The following is an 18906-nucleotide window of genomic DNA, read 5'->3' on the forward strand; positions in this document are numbered from 1 at the left end:
CGGGGGAACAACGATGTCGATCCTGTGGCTTCTTCCGGCTCTGCCGGCGTTCGGTGCGGCGTTCCTGTTGCTCGGTGGCCGGCGCTGCAACTCCTGGGGGCATCTGGTCGCGACGGCGGCAGCGGTGTCGTCGTTCGTGGTGGCCGCGGTGGTGTTCGCCTCGATGCTCGGGCGTGACGAGTCGAACAGGATGCTCACCCAGACCCTGTTCCGGTGGGTTCCGGTCGACGAACTGCAGGTCGACTTCGGCTTGCGCGCAGATCAACTGTCGATCTGCTTCGTCCTGCTGATCACCGGAGTCGGGTCGCTCATTCACGTGTACTCCATCGGCTACATGAGCCACGACGCCGAGCGGCGGCGCTTCTTCGCGTACCTCAACCTGTTTCTCGCCGCCATGCTGCTGCTGGTTCTGGCCGACAACTTCCTGGGCCTCTACCTGGGGTGGGAGGGAGTCGGTTTGGCGTCGTACCTGCTGATCGGCTTCTGGCAGCACAAGCCGTCGGCTGCATCGGCTGCCCGAAAAGCGTTCGTGGTCAACCGAGTCGGTGACATCGGCCTGGCCGTTGCGCTGATGATCATGTTCGTGAACTTCGGCTCCGTCCAGTACGACGACGTGTTCGCCGGAATCGGCGAGGCGAGCGAATCGGTGGCCACCGCCATGGCGCTGATGTTGCTGTTGGCGGCGTGTGGAAAGTCGGCGCAGGTGCCGCTGCAATCGTGGCTCGGGGACGCCATGGAGGGCCCGACACCGGTGTCGGCATTGATTCACGCGGCCACGATGGTCACGGCCGGGGTGTATCTCATCGTGCGCTCCGGACCGGTGTTCGAGGCGTCGCCCACCGCCCGCGCGGCCACCGTCACCGTCGGTGCGGTCACCTTGCTGTTCGGTGCCGTCATCGGTTGTGCGAAGGACGACATCAAGAAGGCGCTCGCGGCATCGACGATGAGTCAGATCGGGTACATGGTGCTCGCAGCCGGGCTCGGCCCCTCCGGTTACGCCTACGCCATCGTGCTGTTGATCTCGCACGGCTTCTTCAAAGCGGGCTTGTTCCTGGGCGCGGGCTCGGTGATGCACGCGATGAACGACGAGACCGACATGCGACAGTTCGGTGGACTCCGCGCCGCGATGCCGATCACGTTCGTCACGTTCGGCCTCGGCTATCTCGCGATCATCGGACTGCCGCCGTTCTCCGGCTTCTTCGCCAAGGATCCGATCATCGAGGTTGCATTCGCCGCCGAGGGAGTGGCAGGTCCGATTCTCGGCTGCGTGACATTGCTCGGTGCAGGGCTGACGGCCTTCTACATGACTCGGGTGATGCTGTTGACGTTCTTCGGTCCGAAACGCTGGTCCGCGCAGGCACATCCGCACGAGGCGACGGCGACGATGACCGTCCCGATGATCGTGTTGGCCGTCGGCTCGGTGGCGTCGGGAGCCTTCCTCGCGGTGGGTGGGCGCCTCGAGGCATGGCTGGAACCGGTGGTGGGATCGGAACACGAGGAGCACGCGATTCCGGCCTGGTTGGTCACCGTCGCGGTCCTGGTGGTCGTGCTGGTGGGTGCGAGCATCGCGTACCGCAAGTACATCGCGAACGAGGTTCCGCCGACACCACCCGAGGATGTCTCGCCCCTGACCCGAGCTGCACGTGCCGATCTCTACGGAGATGCCGTCAACGAGGCGGCATTCATGCGGCCAGGGCAGACACTCACGCGCGCACTGGTGCACGCAGACAACGGTATCGACGCCGTCGTGGACGGGGTGGGGAGCTCGATCGGTGGCGCATCGACGCGGTCCGGGCGGCTGCAGACGGGCTATGTGCGGTCGTACGCGTTGGCGATGTTCGCGGGAGCCGTTCTCGTGGTACTGATGGTGGTGGCTCTGTGACGACTCCCTGGTTGACCGTCCTGTGGGTACTCCCGATGCTCGGTGCGATCGTCGTCGCCCTGGTGCCCGCCGCTCGCCCGACCGTCGCGCGCAGTGTCGCAGTGGGTTTCGCTGCCGGAACACTGGCCGTGTCGGTCGCCCTGGCAGTGTCGTTCGACTCCGGTGGTGATCGGTACCAATTCGTCGAAGACCATTCGTGGATAGCGGCTTTCGGTGCGCGGTACACCCTCGGACTCGATGGAATCGGCCTGGTCCTGGTGTTGCTCACCACCGTTCTCACGCCCTTGCTGCTCGTCGCGGGCTGGTACGACGGCAGTCGCGTCGCGAATTACGGCTCCCGTCGGGTGTCGCACACGTACATGGCGTTGATCCTTGTGGTCGAGTCGATGGTGCTCGTGTCGTTCCTCGCGTTGGACGTGTTGTTGTTCTACATCTTCTTCGAGGCGATGCTGATTCCGATGTACTTCCTCATCGGTGGTTTCGGGGGAGTGCATCGAACGCGCGCCGCGGTGAAGTTCCTGTTGTACAACCTGTTCGGCGGTCTGATCATGTTGGCTGCCGTCATCGGCCTGTACGTGGTGACCGCGCGACCCGACGGGCCTTTCGACGGCGGGACATTCGATCTGCGCGTGATCGCCGACGCGGCGGCATCGGGCGGACTCGGTGTGGATCCGATGGTTCTGAACGCACTGTTCCTCGGCTTCATGTTCGCGTTCGCTATCAAGGCACCGTTGTGGCCGTTCCACTCGTGGCTACCCGACGCCGCAGTGCAGTCCACGCACGCGACTGCGGTGCTGATGATGTCGGTGGTGGACAAGGTCGGCACGTTCGCGATGCTGCGGTTCTGTCTCGAACTCTTTCCCGGCTCGTCGCAGACGTTCGCGCCGTGGATCATCACTCTCGCGGTCATCGGCATCGTCTACGGCGCGATACTGGCGATCGGCCAGACCGACATGATGAGACTGATTGCCTACACGTCGATTTCACACTTCGGATTCATCATCCTCGGGATCTTCGCCATGACCGGTCAGAGTCAGGCCGGTGCCACGCTGTACATGGTCAACCATGGAATCTCCACGGCCGCACTGTTCTTGATCGCAGGCTTCCTCGTGTCGCGTCGAGGATCACGAGCGATCGCCGACTACGGCGGTGTGCAGAAGGTGGCACCGGTGCTCGCCGGAACGTTCCTGATCTCGGGACTCGCCACGCTCTCGCTACCCGGCCTCGCCCCGTTCGTGAGCGAATTCCTCGTGCTGATCGGCACGTTCGGTCGATACGGAGTCGCCGCGATAGTGGCCGCCGGAGCCCTCGTGCTGTCGGCGATCTACATACTGTGGCTCTACCAACGCGTCATGACCGGGCCGGTCCGAGAGGGCAACGAGACGGTGCCCGATCTCGTTCGCCGCGAACTGGCCGTGGTGGTGCCGTTGATCGCGTTGCTGATCGTGCTCGGTGTGTATCCGAAACCTGCGCTCGATGTCATCACCCCGGCAGTGCAATCCACGATCGTCGACAGTTCAGGAGGTCAGCGATGACCACACCCGAGGTGCAGTACGGTCTGCTGGCACCGATGCTGATCGTGTTCTCGGTCGCAGTTCTCGGTGTTCTCGTCGAGGCGTTCGTGCCGCTGCGGGCCCGTCGGATCACGCATGTGGGTCTCGCTCTCGCGGGACTGGTGGCGGCGCTGGCGGCCATCCTGGGTCTGGCAGGCACCGAGGCGTCGGCGATGTCCGGCGCGGTCGCGATCGACGGTCCGACGCTGTTTCTGCAGGGAACCATTGTGCTGGTGTCGATTCCGGCGATCGCGCTGTTGGCGGAGCGCACCGTTGCAGTCACCGGGGCCGGTGCCGAGCGTCGCATCGATTCGTTCACCCCGCAGGCATCGACCACTCCGGGCAGCGTGGCGGAGAAGGAGGCCATCGACGCAGGCGTCGCCCAGACCGAGGTGTTTCCTCTGGCGATGTTCGCGATCGGCGGCATGTTGCTGTTTCCGGCGTCCACGGATCTGTTGACGATGTTCGTGGCGCTGGAGGTGTTGTCGTTGCCGCTGTATCTGCTCTGCGGACTGGCCCGACGACGTCGGTTGCTCTCGCAGGAAGCTGCCCTCAAATACTTTCTGCTGGGCGCGTTCTCGTCCGCATTCTTTCTGTTCGGGGTTGCCTTCCTGTACGGGTACGCCGGAACCGTTCGGTTGGACGGCATCGCCGACGCGATCGCGGAGGACGGTCAGGGCAGATCGCTCGCGCTGATCGGAACCGCCCTGCTCGCGGTGGGTCTGTTGTTCAAGGTCGGTGCTGTGCCGTTCCATTCGTGGATTCCCGACGTCTACCAGGGTGCCCCCACTCCGGTGACAGCTCTGATGGCCACGGTGACCAAGGTCGCGGCGTTCGGTGCGATTCTTCGCATCTTCGGGGTGGCGCTTCCCGGTCTCGAATCGAGTTGGCGGCCGATGCTGTGGGTCGTGGCCATCGCGACCATGGTGCTGGGTTCCGTTGTCGCGGTGACGCAGACCGATGTCAAACGGATGCTGGCGTACTCGTCCGTCGCGCACACCGGATTCATCCTCACCGGAGTGACGGCACTGGGTGATTCGGGTGATGTGGGTGATTCCGGTGTGTCGGCCACGATGTTCTATCTGCTGGCCTATGCCTTCAGCACTCTCGGAGGGTTCGCGATCATCGGGTTGGCGCGCGACGAACGCGGTGAAGTGAGCGATCTGGAACGGTGGGCCGGAATCGGCCGTCGCTCACCGCTGGTCGCGGCAGTGTTCGGGTTGTTCCTGCTCTCGTTCGCCGGCATTCCACTCACCAGTGGGTTCATCGGCAAGTTCGCGGTGTTCAGCGCTGCCTCGGGCGCTGGGGGAGCGGCACTGGTCGTGGTCGGAGTGGTGTGCAGCGCGATTGCAGCGTTCTTCTACGTGCGGGTGATCGTGCTGATGTTCTTCACCGATCCAGGAGAGCGGACCGCCACGATCGTGCGGCCGACGGCGTCGGTGTCGTGCGCGATCGGGGTCTCGGTGGTGGTCACCGTGGCCCTCGGAGTCTTCCCGCAGCCCGTTCTCGACCTGGCTGCGCGTGCCGGGAACTTCCTGTAACCGTCGAGCTGTTACTGCGCAGACTTCATTCGCTGCTTCCATGTGTGCGAGCCGGTACCGACCGGGAGTCCACCGATGGCTCCCGCGAGTCCGAACGCAGGCATGTTGACGTAGATCGCCTCACTGTTCTGCGCTGTCGCGGTATAGGTTTCGTGCCACACTCCGACGTGGCGGGTTGCGGCTACCGATCGATTGAAGGCGCGCCAGGCGGGTGCATGTGGTGCGTCGGGGTCGGAGGCGAACCTGGTGAGATCCTCGGCGTTGCGCCAATAACTGACCAGCATGGTGGTGCGTCCCAACCACGAGTGGTAGCCGAGCAGCCCGGATGCGGGATCCCGCTCGAGATGGCCGAGCATCCGCGGCATCGCCCGCACCGCAGGTAACCAGGAGCGAACGGCAAGGGGATTGTTGCGCATTCCGATGAGGAAGACCGTGACGGTGTCTCGTTCGGATTCGACCGTGGTGCGGCCGTCGATGATGGTTGGCATGACTTGTTCCCGTCCGTTCGAGGATCGAAGCGTTGTGTGACACTGTTATAAAACACCGTTGTGGTAGGTTTCGCAAGTGGCGAGACCAAGAATTCACGACGCCGAGTTGCGGACCCGGCTACTCGAGGCCGCGGCGGAAACCGTTGCGCAGCAGGGCGTCGACTCGTTGTCACTACGTAAACTCGCGGCTGCGCAGAGCACCTCGACCACCGCCATCTACTCACTGTTCGGTGGTCGCGCCGAGCTGCTCGTGGCACTGTTCGCCACGTCGTTCTTGAGCTTCGGGGACGCTCAGCGCGAGGTTCCGGTCACCGGCGATCCCGAGGTCGATCTGCGTGCACTGGCTATCGCGTACCGAGACTGGGCGCTACGCAATCCGCATCTGTACGCGGTGATGTTCGGCGGAGTGCTCGGTTCGATCGATGTATCCGACGAGGCGCAACTCGCATCCGCGGCGATGGACCCGCTTCGGGCGGCGGTGGCACGCGCCGTTGCGGACGGCATCATGGCCGGGGCGCCGGTCGAGTTGATCAGCCACTCGTTCTGGGCGATCGTGCACGGTCTGGTGTCGTTGGAACTGGCGATGCCGACGAACTCCGACGACGAGACCCGTCGTGCGATGTTCGAAGCCGGAACGGAGTCGGTGCTGCGAGGGTGGACGCGTCAGTAGGTGCGCGGGATCCCGAGGATCTTGGTGGCATCGACGGTCATGCCCAACCGTGCCGTCGGAGCGAGTGCAGGCAGATCCGGAAGATCGTCGGGAGTTGCTGTCGCAGCGCCGATCACGTCACCGCCCGCTATCTCGAAGTCGGAGATTGCTCGTCGAAGATGACTGGGGGTCGTCGCCAGCACGAGATCGTCGACGCCGATCTCGGCGGCCAGTGCGGTAGCGCGCTGTGCGTTCTGCACAGTCGAATTCGCGGTCGATTCGATGTGAATGCGGTCGGCCGCGATGCCTTCCTCGACGAGCCATCGCTGCATCGCCTCGGCCTCGGTGACGCCGCTATGCGGATTTCCGCCGGTGACGATGATGGGGGAATCGGGGGAGCGCTCCGCCGCGGCGACGGCCGAGCGGAGACGCTCCACCAACTCCGGGGTCGTGCTGCCGTCGCCGTTCAGGCCCACACCGAGTACCACGATCGCGGTGCGGGGTCCGTCGGTGATCGGGTCGAAGTCGATTGTCTCCGTAGCGGCTTCGTCGATGACGGCGATGGCCCGGTCGACTGCATCGGCGAGGGTGGGAGACAGCGTGTGCAGACGAGCCGAGTGTTGCGCACGCGCATCGGTGTCGGCGGTCGAGTTGGCATAGAACGTCTGCAGCGCTGCCACGTTGGCGTCGTCCGGGGCGGCGAGTGCGAGTGCGTCGAGGGCAGCGAAACCGTCGTCGTAGCGACCCTTCACCAAGGCGTCCTGCGCGCTGTTGTACTGATCTGCGTCGGCCGAGCGGACCGACTCGGCGGCGGTTGCCGGGGCCGACGCCTCGGGATCGGCCACTGCCGTGAACGAGCCGAAACCGACGGCGAGGGCAGCGGCACAGGACACGACGGCAACGCGAACGGTCGGGTGTCCTCGGCCTTGTCGCACTGCTGACGTCCTTCCGAACGGTGACGGGTTTCCGCCACCCTAGCTCAGTTCGGTGCCTGTGTGACTGGAGTGAGCAGAGTTGTTCGAGTTACATGAATGTACTTCTGAGCAGGGATTGTCCTGCCCTCACATCGTGACAGGGGCGCGTCCGCGATCGGCGGGTTCGATGGTCACCTCGGCATCGGGAAGGAACACCCGTTCGGTCGTCGTGGTTCCGTCGACGCCGTCGGTCACCGTCACCGCCACGCTCTCGGCAACCTGGCCTGCGCTCTCGATGAACCCGGTCGCGACACCCTCCTCTATGAGCAGATGATCACCCACCAGGAGAAGAAGTTCGTCCGCCGTCACCGTTCGTCTGCCGCCCACATCTTCGATAGTCATGAATCCCAGCGTAATGCGCTGCGCTGCGCTGTGCTGTTGCATGTCCGACACAGTGCCGTCGGATGTTCGACAATCGCAGCAGGAAAAGGGCGGAGGCCAATGCCTCTCAGCGGGGAGGACGGTACGTTCGCGCATCGGTCCGCGGGAAGACGAGTTTCACGAACGGATCGACGGGACCGCCGGGCGCTGAGGGCATAGCGTAGACACACGACCCGACCCCCCCATACGGAAGAAGGTGTTTCGGTGACCGACTCCGATGCAGGATTCGACCCGACCGCGCTGCGGCCCTCGTTGTTCGTCGACGGGCAGTGGCAGGGATCCGGTGACGGCGGAACCCGAGACATCGTGAACCCCGCGGACGGCAGCACGGTCGCCGTCGTGGACGAGGCAACTCCGGACGACGCTCTGCGCGCGGTGGCCTCGGCGCGGGCGGCGTTCGACGACGGGCCGTGGCGGTCGGTGACGGTGGGTGAGCGCAGCAATCTGTTGAATCGCATCGCAGATCTGCTCCAGAGAGACAAGGCCGAGCTCGCGCGTATCGAGACCCTCGATACCGGAAAGACGTTCGGCGAGAGTGAAATCGACATCGACGACGTGACGTCGGTCTTCCGCTTCTACGCCGATCTCGCAGTGGTCGAGGCCGATCGTCTGATCGACGTCGACCGACCCGAAATCATCAGCCGAGTGGTGCACGAACCGATCGGCGTCTGCGTCATGATCGCGCCGTGGAACTATCCGCTGCTGCAGATCTCGTGGAAGATCGCCCCGGCGCTGGCGGCCGGCTGCACGATGGTGCTCAAGCCGAGCGAGGTGACTCCGCTCAGCACCATCGCGTTCACCAAGTTGGTGGAAGAAGCCGGAGTGCCGGCCGGTGTGGTCAACCTGCTGCAGGGCAGTGGCGCGGTTCTCGGGGACGCGCTCACCAGGAACCGCGACGTCGACTTCATTTCCTTCACCGGTGGGCTGGCGACAGGCAGACACATCTTGGCCGCGGCGGCCGAGAACGTCACCAAGGTGGCCGTCGAGCTCGGTGGCAAGAATCCACATATCGTGTTCGCCGACGCGGTGGCCGACGATCAGGCATTCGCCGACTCGGTCGACAACGTCCTGACCGGAGTCTTTCTGCATTCGGGTCAGGTGTGTTCGGCAGGCACCCGACTCATCATCGAAGAATCGGTCGCCGACCGTTTCGTTGCTGCCGTTGCCGAACGTGCGAAGACCATCGTGATCGGCCCGGGTATGGACCCGGCCAGCGAGACCGGACCGCTCGTGTCGCAGGCTCAGCGAGAGAAGATCGCAGCCTTCGTCGCGGGCGGAATCGAAGAGGGTGCGACGTTGGTCATCGGTGGTACCGAACCGGACAATCCGGAACTGGATGCCGGCAGCTACTTTCTGCCCACGATCTTCGACCATTGCGATCGGTCGATGAATATCGTGCAGGAGGAGACATTCGGGCCCATACTCACTGTGGAACGCTTCGACACCGAGGCCGAAGCACTCCTGCTGGGTAACGATACGAATTACGGTCTCGCCGCGGGAGTTCGGACATCCGACGCCGCGCGAGGCGAAAGAATGGTGCGTGGGCTTCGCCATGGAACGGTGTGGCTCAACGACTTCGGTGTCTACACCGCGGCCGCAGAATGGGGCGGTTTCAAGCAATCCGGCAACGGCCGCGAACTCGGTCCGTCCGGAATGTCTGAATATCAAGAGGCGAAGCATATTTGGCACAACACCTCGCCCACGGCGGCGGGGTGGTTCGGCACCCGATAAAGAAAAGATCGGAAAGGCCAGGCGCATGGCACTACTGAACGACAGTTCGAGCGGAATGGACGACTTCGGCTACAAGGAGTCACTCGATCGAAGCCTCGGCAAATTCGCCAGCTTCGCCGCGGGCGTCAGCTACATTTCCATTCTCACCGGTACGTTCCAGCTGTTCTATTTCGGATTCGGTGCGGCCGGACCGGCGTATCTGTGGTCGTGGCCTGCAGTGTTCGTCGGTCAGCTCTGCGTGGCACTGTGCTTCATGGAACTGGCCGCGAAGTATCCGGTAGCGGGTTCGGTGTACAACTGGGCGAAGTTGTTGGGCCGCAGAATCGTCGGATGGTCTGCGGGCTGGTTGATGCTGACGGCCTCGATCGTGACGCTGTCCGCCGTGGCGCTGGCATTGCAGCTGAATCTGCCCCGTATCTGGAGCGGATTCCAGATCATCGGTGACGGTTCCGGCGCCAGTGATTTCGCGGCCAACGCGGTGCTGCTCGGTGCGATCCTCATCGCCATCACCACGACGATCAATGCGCTCGGGGTCCGGCTGATGGCGATGATCAACAGCGCAGGAGTGTTCATCGAGCTCATCGCGGCCGTGTTGATCGCGATTCTGCTCGCGGCCAACATCAACCGCGGCCCCGAGGTGTTCTTCTCCACCAACGGCTACGGTGCCGGTGAGAGCGGCGGCTACCTCGGAGCCTTCCTGGTGGCGTCGTTGGCGTCGGGCTACGTGATGTACGGCTTCGACACTGCGAGCTCGCTCGGAGAGGAGACCGTCGAACCTCGGCGTACCGCGCCGAAGGCCATCCTGCGCGCCATCCTCGCGTCGTTCGTCATCGGTGGAGCCATCCTGGTGTTCGCCGTCATGGCCGCGCCCGATCTGGACGATCCGTCGCTCGGCAGCCCGGACGGTAGCTTGCAGTCCATCGTCGAAGCCGTGATGTGGGGCCCGCTGGGCACCGTCTTCCTCATCTGCATCGTCATCGCGGTCTTCGTCTGCTCGCTGGCGGTGCACACCGCGGCGATCCGGCTCACGTTCGCCATGGCGCGAGACAACGCGTTGCCCTTCGGCGAGAGTCTGGCCAAGGTAAACCCGAAGACCCAGACCCCGGTGGTGCCCGCAGTGACCATCGGCGTGCTGGCCATCGTCATTCTCGTCGTCAACATCGGTCAGCCGCAGATCTTCACCGTCCTCACGTCGATCGCGATCATCATGATCTACCTCGCGTATCTGATGGTCACCGCGCCGCTGTTGGTCAAACGAGTCAAGGGTGAGTGGCCGCCGGAGGACCTGAAGCCCGGCGGGTACTTCACGATGGGCAGGTGGGGCCTGCCGGTGAACATCGCAGCAGTGGTGTGGGGCGCAGGGATGGCGATCAACCTCGCCTGGCCGCGCGAGGCCGTGTACGGAACCCCCTGGTACAACACGTTCGGTGCGTTCGTCTACATCGGTGGCATTCTGGGCGTCGGCCTGCTGTGGTACGCAGTCAAGGGACGCAAGCACATCGGCACTCTGAAATCACATGCCTCCACGGGCGACTAGAAGGAGCGTGCAGTGACAGACACCCAGTTCGATTACGTCGTCGCAGGTGGCGGGACGGCGGGGTGTGTCCTCGCTGCTCGGCTGAGCGAGGACCCCTCCGTCAGTGTCTGCCTCGTCGAAGCAGGGCCGACCGACGTCGGCGACAAGGCAATTCTCGAACTGGCCGAGTGGATGCACTTACTCGACTCCGGCTACGACTGGGACTATCCCGTCGAACCGCAGGAGCGCGGCAACAGCTTCATGCGGCACGCGCGGGCGAAAGTGCTCGGTGGCTGCTCCTCGCACAACTCCTGCATCGCCTTTCACCCGCCGGCGGAAACCCTCGACGATTGGGCGGCTGCGGGCGCGACGGGATGGGGCGCGTCGGACATCCTTCCGCTCGTCGCGCGAGTCGAGAGCAACGACACCGGTCGCGGACAGGACGGGCCGGTGCGGATTCGCGACGTGCCACCGAACGATCCGTGCGGTGCGGCAGTGCTCGAATCGGCCGCCGGGATAGGTCTTCCGACGGTCGCATTCAACCGCGGAACGCCGGTACTCAACGGTGCCGGCTGGTTCCAGATCAATGCGGGCGAAGACGGCTTGCGCATGTCGACCTCACACGCCTACCTGCATCCGATCATCGGCACGCGCCCCAACCTGGAGGTGCGAACGGACTGCTGGATCAGCGAGATTCTGATCGACGAATCGCTGACCGCGACCGGAGTGCGGTACCAACGCCCCGATCTCACCGGCTACGACACCGTCTCGGCGCGTCGCGAGGTGATCGTCACCGCCGGTGCCATCGATACGCCGAAGTTGTTGATGCTCTCCGGAATCGGACCGGCGGCACAGTTGCAGGAGATGGGGATCACCGTTCGGGTCGATTCACCCGGAGTGGGCGAGAACCTCGACGACCACGTCGAGGGGCTGGTGTTCTGGGAGGCGAGCAAGCCGATGGTCACCACGTCCTCGCAGTGGTGGGAGATCGGCGTGTTCGCGCAGACCGACGACTCGGTGAACTACCCGGACATCATGATGCATTACGGCAGCGTGCCGTTCGACATGAACACCCTTCGCTGGGGCTACCCGACCACCGCCAACGGTTTCTGTCTCACGCCCAACGTCACCCAGGGGCGCTCCCGGGGCACTGTTCGGTTGCGCAGCAGGGATTTTCGCGACCGGGCAAAGGTGGATCCTCGCTACTTCACCGACCCCGACGGCCACGACGACGCGGTGATGCTCGCCGGTCTGAAGCTCGCTCGTCGGATTGCAGCGGACGGTCCGATGGCCGAGTGGATCGAACGCGAACTCGCCCCCGGACCCGAGGCCGTCACCGACGACGACCTGCTGGACTACGTGCACAAGACCCACAACACGGTCTATCACCCGGCAGGCACGGCGCGGATGGGATCGGTGGACGACACCATGGCCGTGCTGGATCCCGAGTTGCGCGTCAAGGGCATCGCGCACCTGCGCGTGGTCGACGCGTCGGCGATGCCGAAGCTGCCGTACGTCAATCCCAACATCACGGTGATGACCATGGCGGAGAAATGCGCCGACCTGATCCGTGGCGGATAGATCGGAGCTGGCCGATTTTCTCGGCGCGCATCCACCGTTTCAGGGCGCGCCACCGGCAGTCCTGGCCGAGCTGGCTGCCTCGGCCGTCGAACGCGAGTACGGCGGTGGGGCATGGGTTGTGGACCCTCCGCGGACCGACGTCTCGGCAGCTGCCGACACCGTATGGGTGGTGCGCACCGGGCGCGTGGTGATCACGCACCCGGAGGCGACCTCTCCCACCGAGGTGCCGATCGACACCATCGGTCCCGGTGGTGTCTTCGGCTTCTCGGCTCTGCTGTCCGGCGGAACCGTCGAATTCCGTGCGCGGGCAACGGAACCGAGCATTGTGATTCGCTTGCCCGGCGAGCTGATTCGGCCGTTGTTCGCGACGCCGACCGGCCTGGCGTTCCTGGCCGACGCCGTCACCTCGGCCACCGCGCACCGCGGCGGGCCGGTCGAGGGGAGTGCGGGCCGCACCGTCGGTGAACTGCTCTCGGCCCCAACGGTGTTCACGCCCGTCGGCACCACCGTTCGAGATGCCGTCCGGCACATGACCGAGCAGGGCAGCTCCTACGTTCTGGTTCCGCTGCGCGGTTCTCGCCACGGCATCTTCACCGACCGCGACCTCCGAATTCGGGTGGTGGCCGCCGGGATCGGCGTCGATACTCCGATCGAGCAGGTCATGACCTCGCCTGCCGAGACCGTGACGGCGGACCGGTTGGCCGGCACGGTGCTGATGGACATGCTCGAGCGAGGCCTGCGGCACATGCCGGTGGTGTCGACCCGCGGTGAGGTGCTCGGCGTCGTCGAGGATTCGGATCTGCATGCCGCGTCCACCCGACGCAGCTTCGTGGTCCGCCGAGCTGTGGCATCGGCGTCGACCGCCGCCGAGCTCGCCGACGCAGGCAGGCTCGTGCCCCGCCTGGTGGTGGATCTGTTCGAGGGCGGAACCGATGCGATGGCGGTCAGCGCGATCCTCTCCGTCGTCGTCGACAGCCTCGTCCGCCGGGCCGTCGAGATCGAATGGACCGCACGTCCGGACGTGCCGCGTGACCACTTCGCCTGGATCACCCTCGGCAGCGTGGCGCGTCGAGAAGCGATGCCCTCCTCGGACGTCGACAGTGCATTGACCTGGGCGGATGCCACCGCAGATCCCGATGTGCGAGGGACATCGAACGCGGTGTCGTGGACCCGCGACGAGGCGTTGATGGACTTGGCCGCCCGTGTGCACATGAGCCTCGACGGTGCCGGATTGCCGTCGGACACCAACGGAGCGGTCGCGAGCTCGCCCCGATTCGCACGCTCGGCCGGTCAATGGGAAAGGGCCGCGGCCCATTGGCTCAGCAACCCGTTCGGCGAACGTGGCAATCCGGCGGAAGACTCCGGCCTCATCATGTCCTCGTTGATGATCGACGGCAGAGTGGTGTGGGGCCCGAAAGAACTGCACACGGTGCCCGAGGCCTACCGGCGACTCCTGGTCGATCACCCCGACGCCCTGCGGTTGCAACTGCGGGACGCCCTCGCCGGACGGGCTCGGCTGCGATCGCTGCGAGACGTGTTGGCTCGGCGCGGCGGCACGTTCGACCTCAAGGCCCATGCCCTGACGCCCATCGTCAACCTCGCTCGGTGGGGTGGGCTGTCGGTCGGCATGGCATCGGCCTCGACCCCCGCGCGGCTCGCGGCGGCGTCGGGCAACGGCATGCTCTCCGAACGTGATGTCGCTGCACTGTCCGAGGTGTTCGAGCTGCTGCAGCGGCTTCGACTGTCGCATCAGATCGACCAGATCACGGCCGGCCACCGACCCGGTGACGTGCTGATCATGGCAGATCTGTCACCTCTGGAGCGGAGTCTGCTCACCGACGGCATCCGCGAGATCGCCGCGGTGCAACGACGCGTCGGGTATCTGGCGGCCAATGTCGGCGTGCATCGATGACCTGCAACGACCAGACTGTGTGCCGTGACCACCAATCCCGTGAGCGTTCCCATCCCGTCCACCGTCGAACACCATCGGTTGGCGGAATCGCCCGGGGTCAGTGGACCGTGGCGTCAGTGGGGCCCGTACCTGGCGGGCCGCCAATGGGGCACCGTGCGCGAGGACTACTCGGAGGACGGCAATGCCTGGGCGTCGTTTCCGTTCGATCAGGCGCACAAGCGCGCTTACCGCTGGGGCGAGGACGGTATCGGCGGAATTTGCGACCGCTTCGGGTTCCTGAACTTCTCGTTCGCACTGTGGAATCGAAAGGACCCGATCCTCAAGGAACGGTTGTTCGGCCTCGCAAACGAGGAGGGCAATCACGGCGAAGACGTCAAGGAATACTTCTGGGCCGTCGACGGAACACCGACGCACAGCTGGATGCAATGGCTCTACCGCTATCCGCACGCGGAGTATCCGTACGCCCACCTGCGAGAAGAGAATGCTCGACGCGGGCGTGACGACCGCGAATACGAGCTGGCCGACACCGGCATCCTCGACGAGAACAGATTCTTCGACGTCCAGGTCACGTACGCCAAGGCCTCACCCGACGACATCTGCATCACCATCTCGATCACCAACCACGGCCCCGAGGCGGCGTCGGTCGATCTACTGCCGCACCTGTGGCTGCGCAACACCTGGTCGTGGGGACGCGACGAGCGTGGCGGCACGCTGGCGCAGCTGAGCCCGCCGGACCTGATGGCAGGTGGACTCGAAGCCATCGCCGTCGACCACGGATTCCTCGGTCGCTACTACCTCAGTGCCGAGGGAACACCGGCAGTTCTGTTCTGCGACAACGAAACCAATGCCGAGGCTCTGTGGGGGCAGGAGAACATCTCGGCGTACCCCAAGGACGGCATCGGCCGCCGAGTCGTCGACGGGGAGCTCGATGCGGTCAACCCCGAGCAGACCGGTACGAAGGCTGCGTTCTGGTACCGCTTCGACGACATCGCCCCCGGTGCAACGGAATCGGTTCGATTGCGGTTGTCGCCCAACCGGCCGGACGAGCAGACGTTCGGGGCCGGATTCGATGCCGTCCACGCCGACCGGCAGGCCGAGGCCGACGAGTTCTACGGTGCCGTGATCGGAGCCGACCTCACCGATGTCGACCGGCATGTCGCGCGGCGCGCCTACGCCGGTTTGCTGTGGACCAAACAGCTCTACCGATACGACGTGGAGGAGTGGATCGAGGGCGACAAGGTCGGCGCTCCGGCTCCGGACTCGAGGCAGGACCCGGGTGGGCGCAATGCGCACTGGCGTCACCTGGCGTTGGCCGATGTGATCTCGATGCCCGACGAGTGGGAGTACCCGTGGTTCGCGGCCTGGGACCTGGCTTTCCACGCGATTCCGTTGGCGCACGTGGACGCCGATTTCGCCAAGGAACAGTTGGTGCTCATGTGCCGGGAATGGGCCATGCACCCCAACGGCCAACTGCCCGCGTACGAGTGGGAGTTCGGTGACGTCAACCCACCCGTGCACGCGTGGGCGGCATGGCACGTCTATCGCATCGACGGCTACCGCGATCGCGAATTCCTGGTGCGGGTGTTCACCAAGCTGCTGCTCAACTTCGCCTGGTGGGTCAACCGCAAGGACTCCGAGGGCTCGAACATCTTCGAGGGTGGATTCCTCGGCATGGACAACATCGGACTGTTCAATCGATCTGCCCCACTGCCACCCGGATTTCGGCTCGAACAGTCGGACGCGACGAGTTGGATGGCGTTCTACTGCCAGCAGATGTTCAAGATCGCGCTGGAACTCGCGCGACACGACAGCGCCTGGGACGACGTCGCGACCAAGTTCTTCTCACACTTCCTCTCGATCGCCAAGGCAGTGAACTCCTTCGGATCGCAGCACATTTCGCTATGGCACGAGGAGGACGGGTTCTTCTACGACGTCCTGGTTCAGCCCGAGGGCGATGCGGTACCGATGCGCGTGCGGTCCATGGTTGGACTGCTGCCCATCCTCGGTGCCACCGAGATCCCGCCGTGGGTCGAGGAGGAATGTCCCGATCTCACCGCTCGCCTGCGCTGGATCCAACGCAGGCGACCGGAGATGGTCAGCCCTCTGCTGGCTCGGCGCGAGGGCGGCGAGGTGCGCATGCTGCTGACACTCGTCCAACCCGAACGACTCAAGCGCATCCTGGCTCGCATGTTCGACTCCGAAGAGTTTCTGTCGCACTTCGGGATTCGATCGCTCTCGGCCTCCTACCGCGAACCGGTCACGTTCGACGTGGACGGCCGGAGCCTGTCCATCGAATACGAGCCGGGGGAGTCGCGCACCGGAATGTTCGGTGGGAACTCCAACTGGCGCGGTCCGGTGTGGTTCCCGGTGAACGTATTGCTGGCCGACAAGCTGCGCGCCTACGGCCGGTACTACGGCGACTCGTTCACCATCGAGATCCCCACCGGCTCGGGCAACCATCGCACCCTCACCGATGCCGCCGATCTGATCGACAACGGTCTCGCCGGGCTGTTCCGACCGGTGGACGGCAAGAGGCCCGCCGACGGGAATCGCATCGAATCGAGCCTCGACCCGCTGTGGAGCGTGCACCCCAGCTTCAACGAGTACTTCGACGGAGACACCGGCGAGGGACTCGGGGCCACACACCAAACCGGATGGACGGCATTGGTTGCGCACCTGCTCAGGCCCCGTCTGCCGCTCTGAGGGCCTGCGGCCCATGTGCATGGAAACTCGTAGCCCACTACGAAGTTCCACGCACATGCGGCGGAGCCGCATAGTCTGGTGGGATGAAGATTCGCGGCGCAGTACTCGAAGAAATCGGCCGATCTCGTCCCTTCGCGGACTCGCATCCCATCACCGTCTCCGACCTCGAGCTCGGTTCGCCGGGCGAGGGGGAGCTGCTGATCAGAATCGAAGCCGCGGGCCTGTGTCATTCGGATTTGTCGGTGGTCGACGGCAATCGAGTTCGTCCGGTGCCGATGTTGCTCGGCCACGAGGCCGCAGGCCGCGTCGAGGAGGTCGGCGCGGGCGTCGACGACATCGCGGTCGGCACCCGCGTCGTCATGACATTCCTGCCACGCTGCGGCGAATGCGCCGGGTGCGCCACCGACGGCCAGATGCCGTGCGTCACCGGCAGCGCGTCGAACAATGCCGGGACACTGCTCGGCGGAGGCATCAAGTTGCACCGTGACGGGGAAGAGGTCAAGCATCACCTCGGAGTTTCCGGATTCGCCACACACGCTGTGGTGAGCCGAAAGTCGGTGGTTCCGGTCGAGGACGACATCCCCGCCGATATCGCAGCGGTCCTCGGTTGTGCGGTACTGACCGGTGGCGGCGCGGTGCTCAACGCCGGCACTCCGAAGCCCGGACAGTCGGTGATGGTGGTTGGCCTCGGCGGAGTCGGTATGGCAGCGGTTCTGACGGCCGTATCGGTGGGTGCCGGTGAGGTGATCGGAGTCGACGGGGTGCCGGACAAGCTGTCCACCGCAACCGATCTGGGCGCAACGCAGGTGTATTCGCCGGCCGAGCTCGCCGAGAAGGGAATCAAGGCCGATATCGTCATCGAGGCGGCAGGCAACGCGCGAGCATTCGAAACTGCAGTCGCTGCAACGGCTCCCGGCGGCAAGACCATCACCGTCGGTCTCCCCGCACCCGACGCCCGCTCGTCCATCTCACCGCTGGGCCTGGTGGCCGAAGCCCGCACGATCATCGGCAGCTACCTGGGCTCCGCCGTACCGGCTCGCGACATCCCGACCTACGCACAGATGTGGCGTGAGGGACGGCTTCCCGTCGAGAAGCTGATCTCGTCGAGAATCACGTTGGACGAGATCAACCGCGGCATGGACGAATTGGCCGACGGCAACGCGATCCGTCAGGTCATCGTCTTCGACTGAGCATCAGCGGTGGGCCGCCGTGGCGACCCACCGCCCGCGTTGCTTCGAGATCTCGATGGGATGGTCGAAGCACTCACTGATGTTGTCGGTGGTCAGTACTACGTCGACGGCTCCTTGTGTCTGTACTCTTCCGTCGCGGATGAGGAGGGCATGGGTGGTCGAGGTCGGGATTTCCTCGAGGTGATGAGTCACCAGAATGCTGGCCAGGGTCGGGTGTTCGGCCCGCAACGAGTCGAGTGCACTCAGAAGTTGTTCGCGGGCAGCGAGATCGAGCCCGGTGGCAGGCTCGTCGAGCAACAGCAGCGCCGGGTCGGGAAGTAGGGCGCGCGCGATGAGCGCTCGGCCTCGCTCGCCCTGCGAGAGCGTGTGCCACGACGCGTCGGTGCGATGGGCGACGCCGAGGGATTCGATCAGACGGTGAGCGCGGGCGATCTGGTGGTTGTCGGCCGACCATCTCGGGACCAGATCCGGAGTATTGGTCAGCCCGGTCAGCACCACCTGGAACAGCGTCAGCGGAGCCTCGATCTTCAACCGCGGGTCGACGTGGCCGATGTGCGTCCGCAATTCGCGCATGTCCACTCGCCCGAGGCGATGGCCCAGAACGTGCACTGCACCGTGCGTGGGATGGACGAGCGCGCCGAGCAAGCTGAGCAGGGTGGATTTGCCCGCGCCGTTGGCACCGAGCAACACCCAGTGCTGACCCTCCTCGACCCGCAGCGAGGCATCGCTGAGCAGGTATCGCCCGCCACGGACGAGATCGACTCGGTCGGCGAACAGGACGCTGGATGGCACCGGACGACCGGCC

The 18906-nt window shown here is 64.9% G+C and carries 14 protein-coding genes; 10 read left to right on the top strand and 4 right to left on the bottom strand.

The genetic code is table 11. From position 1 onward, the window contains the following. The first annotated feature begins 13 nt into the window (after positions 1-13). The 3 genes from nuoL to nuoN are packed head-to-tail and all read left to right on the top strand — an operon-like array spanning position 14 to position 4976. Positions 14-1882, top strand: a complete 1869-nt coding sequence (gene nuoL / locus CH256_RS15495) for an NADH-quinone oxidoreductase subunit L (RefSeq protein WP_094670007.1) — start codon at positions 14-16, stop codon at positions 1880-1882. A gap of 35 nt (positions 1883-1917) precedes the next feature. Beyond that, a complete protein-coding gene (locus CH256_RS15500; RefSeq protein ID WP_373454831.1) occupies positions 1918-3417 on the top strand; it encodes an NADH-quinone oxidoreductase subunit M in 1500 nt (499 codons plus the stop codon). Further along, entirely contained in the window at positions 3414-4976 is a 1563-nt protein-coding gene (nuoN, locus tag CH256_RS15505) for an NADH-quinone oxidoreductase subunit NuoN (RefSeq protein WP_094670009.1), read from the top strand. The genes CH256_RS15500 and nuoN overlap by 4 nt, the downstream gene beginning before the upstream one ends. Before the next feature lie 11 nt (positions 4977-4987). On the opposite strand, the gene CH256_RS15510 is transcribed toward nuoN, so the two are convergent. Continuing rightward, on the bottom strand, positions 4988-5464 hold the full coding sequence (locus CH256_RS15510; protein WP_094670010.1) for a DUF4188 domain-containing protein: 477 nt from the start codon (positions 5462-5464) through the stop codon (positions 4988-4990). Positions 5465-5540: 76 nt separating this feature from the next. Here CH256_RS15510 and CH256_RS15515 point away from each other — a divergent pair, with 76 nt between their 5' ends. Then, positions 5541-6134: a TetR/AcrR family transcriptional regulator gene (locus CH256_RS15515; protein WP_094670011.1), complete on the top strand. Its 594-nt coding sequence runs from the start codon at positions 5541-5543 to the stop codon at positions 6132-6134. Here the strand turns inward: CH256_RS15515 and CH256_RS15520 are convergent. Together CH256_RS15520 and CH256_RS15525 are read right to left on the bottom strand one after the other, a co-directional pair. Next, entirely contained in the window at positions 6128-7048 is a 921-nt protein-coding gene (locus CH256_RS15520) for a YdcF family protein (protein WP_094670012.1), read from the bottom strand. The genes CH256_RS15515 and CH256_RS15520 overlap by 7 nt on opposite strands. Positions 7049-7174: 126 nt before the next feature. Continuing rightward, positions 7175-7429, bottom strand: a complete 255-nt coding sequence (locus CH256_RS15525) for a hypothetical protein (RefSeq protein ID WP_068050740.1) — start codon at positions 7427-7429, stop codon at positions 7175-7177. Between the two features lie 279 nt (positions 7430-7708). Here CH256_RS15525 and CH256_RS15530 point away from each other — a divergent pair, with 279 nt between their 5' ends. The 6 genes from CH256_RS15530 to CH256_RS15555 all read left to right on the top strand — a co-directional run bounded on the left by CH256_RS15530 (position 7709) and on the right by CH256_RS15555 (position 18101). Then, positions 7709-9199 (top strand): aldehyde dehydrogenase family protein, encoded by a 1491-nt coding sequence (locus tag CH256_RS15530; RefSeq protein ID WP_373454832.1) that lies wholly within the window; start codon positions 7709-7711, stop codon positions 9197-9199. Between the two features lie 25 nt (positions 9200-9224). Next, on the top strand, positions 9225-10736 hold the full coding sequence (locus tag CH256_RS15535) for an APC family permease (RefSeq protein ID WP_094670013.1): 1512 nt from the start codon (positions 9225-9227) through the stop codon (positions 10734-10736). A 12-nt stretch (positions 10737-10748) separates the two neighbouring features. Then, positions 10749-12296: a GMC family oxidoreductase gene (locus tag CH256_RS15540; RefSeq protein WP_094670014.1), complete on the top strand. Its 1548-nt coding sequence runs from the start codon at positions 10749-10751 to the stop codon at positions 12294-12296. Further along, the gene (locus CH256_RS15545) at positions 12286-14208 is read left to right on the top strand and encodes a putative nucleotidyltransferase substrate binding domain-containing protein (protein WP_094670015.1); all 1923 of its coding nucleotides are present in this window, start codon (positions 12286-12288) and stop codon (positions 14206-14208) included. The genes CH256_RS15540 and CH256_RS15545 overlap by 11 nt, the downstream gene beginning before the upstream one ends. A 24-nt stretch (positions 14209-14232) precedes the next feature. Continuing rightward, on the top strand, positions 14233-16911 hold the full coding sequence (locus CH256_RS15550; protein ID WP_256980959.1) for an MGH1-like glycoside hydrolase domain-containing protein: 2679 nt from the start codon (positions 14233-14235) through the stop codon (positions 16909-16911). A gap of 83 nt (positions 16912-16994) precedes the next feature. Next, positions 16995-18101, top strand: coding sequence for an alcohol dehydrogenase catalytic domain-containing protein (locus CH256_RS15555; RefSeq protein WP_094642078.1), 1107 nt, complete (start codon positions 16995-16997; stop codon positions 18099-18101). A 3-nt stretch (positions 18102-18104) separates the two neighbouring features. On the opposite strand, the gene CH256_RS15560 is transcribed toward CH256_RS15555, so the two are convergent. After that, positions 18105-18893, bottom strand: a complete 789-nt coding sequence (locus CH256_RS15560) for an ABC transporter ATP-binding protein (RefSeq protein ID WP_068050717.1) — start codon at positions 18891-18893, stop codon at positions 18105-18107. Positions 18894-18906: the final 13 nt, after the last annotated feature.

It is taken from the genome of Rhodococcus sp. 05-2254-6, assembly GCF_002258565.1.
Taxonomy (GTDB): Bacteria; Actinomycetota; Actinomycetes; order Mycobacteriales; family Mycobacteriaceae; genus Rhodococcoides.

Excerpts from the sequence above, each read along its gene's own strand:
- CH256_RS15500 (WP_373454831.1), top strand. The coding sequence starts at position 1,918 with ATGCTCGGTGCGATCGTCGTCGCCCTGGTGCCCGCCGCTCGCCCGACC.
- CH256_RS15525 (WP_068050740.1), bottom strand. The coding sequence starts at position 7,429 with ATGACTATCGAAGATGTGGGCGGCAGACGAACGGTGACGGCGGACGAA.
- nuoN (WP_094670009.1), top strand. The coding sequence starts at position 3,414 with ATGACCACACCCGAGGTGCAGTACGGTCTGCTGGCACCGATGCTGATC.
- CH256_RS15555 (WP_094642078.1), top strand. The coding sequence starts at position 16,995 with ATGAAGATTCGCGGCGCAGTACTCGAAGAAATCGGCCGATCTCGTCCC.
- CH256_RS15510 (WP_094670010.1), bottom strand. The coding sequence starts at position 5,464 with ATGCCAACCATCATCGACGGCCGCACCACGGTCGAATCCGAACGAGAC.
- CH256_RS15535 (WP_094670013.1), top strand. The coding sequence starts at position 9,225 with ATGGCACTACTGAACGACAGTTCGAGCGGAATGGACGACTTCGGCTAC.
- nuoL (WP_094670007.1), top strand. The coding sequence starts at position 14 with ATGTCGATCCTGTGGCTTCTTCCGGCTCTGCCGGCGTTCGGTGCGGCG.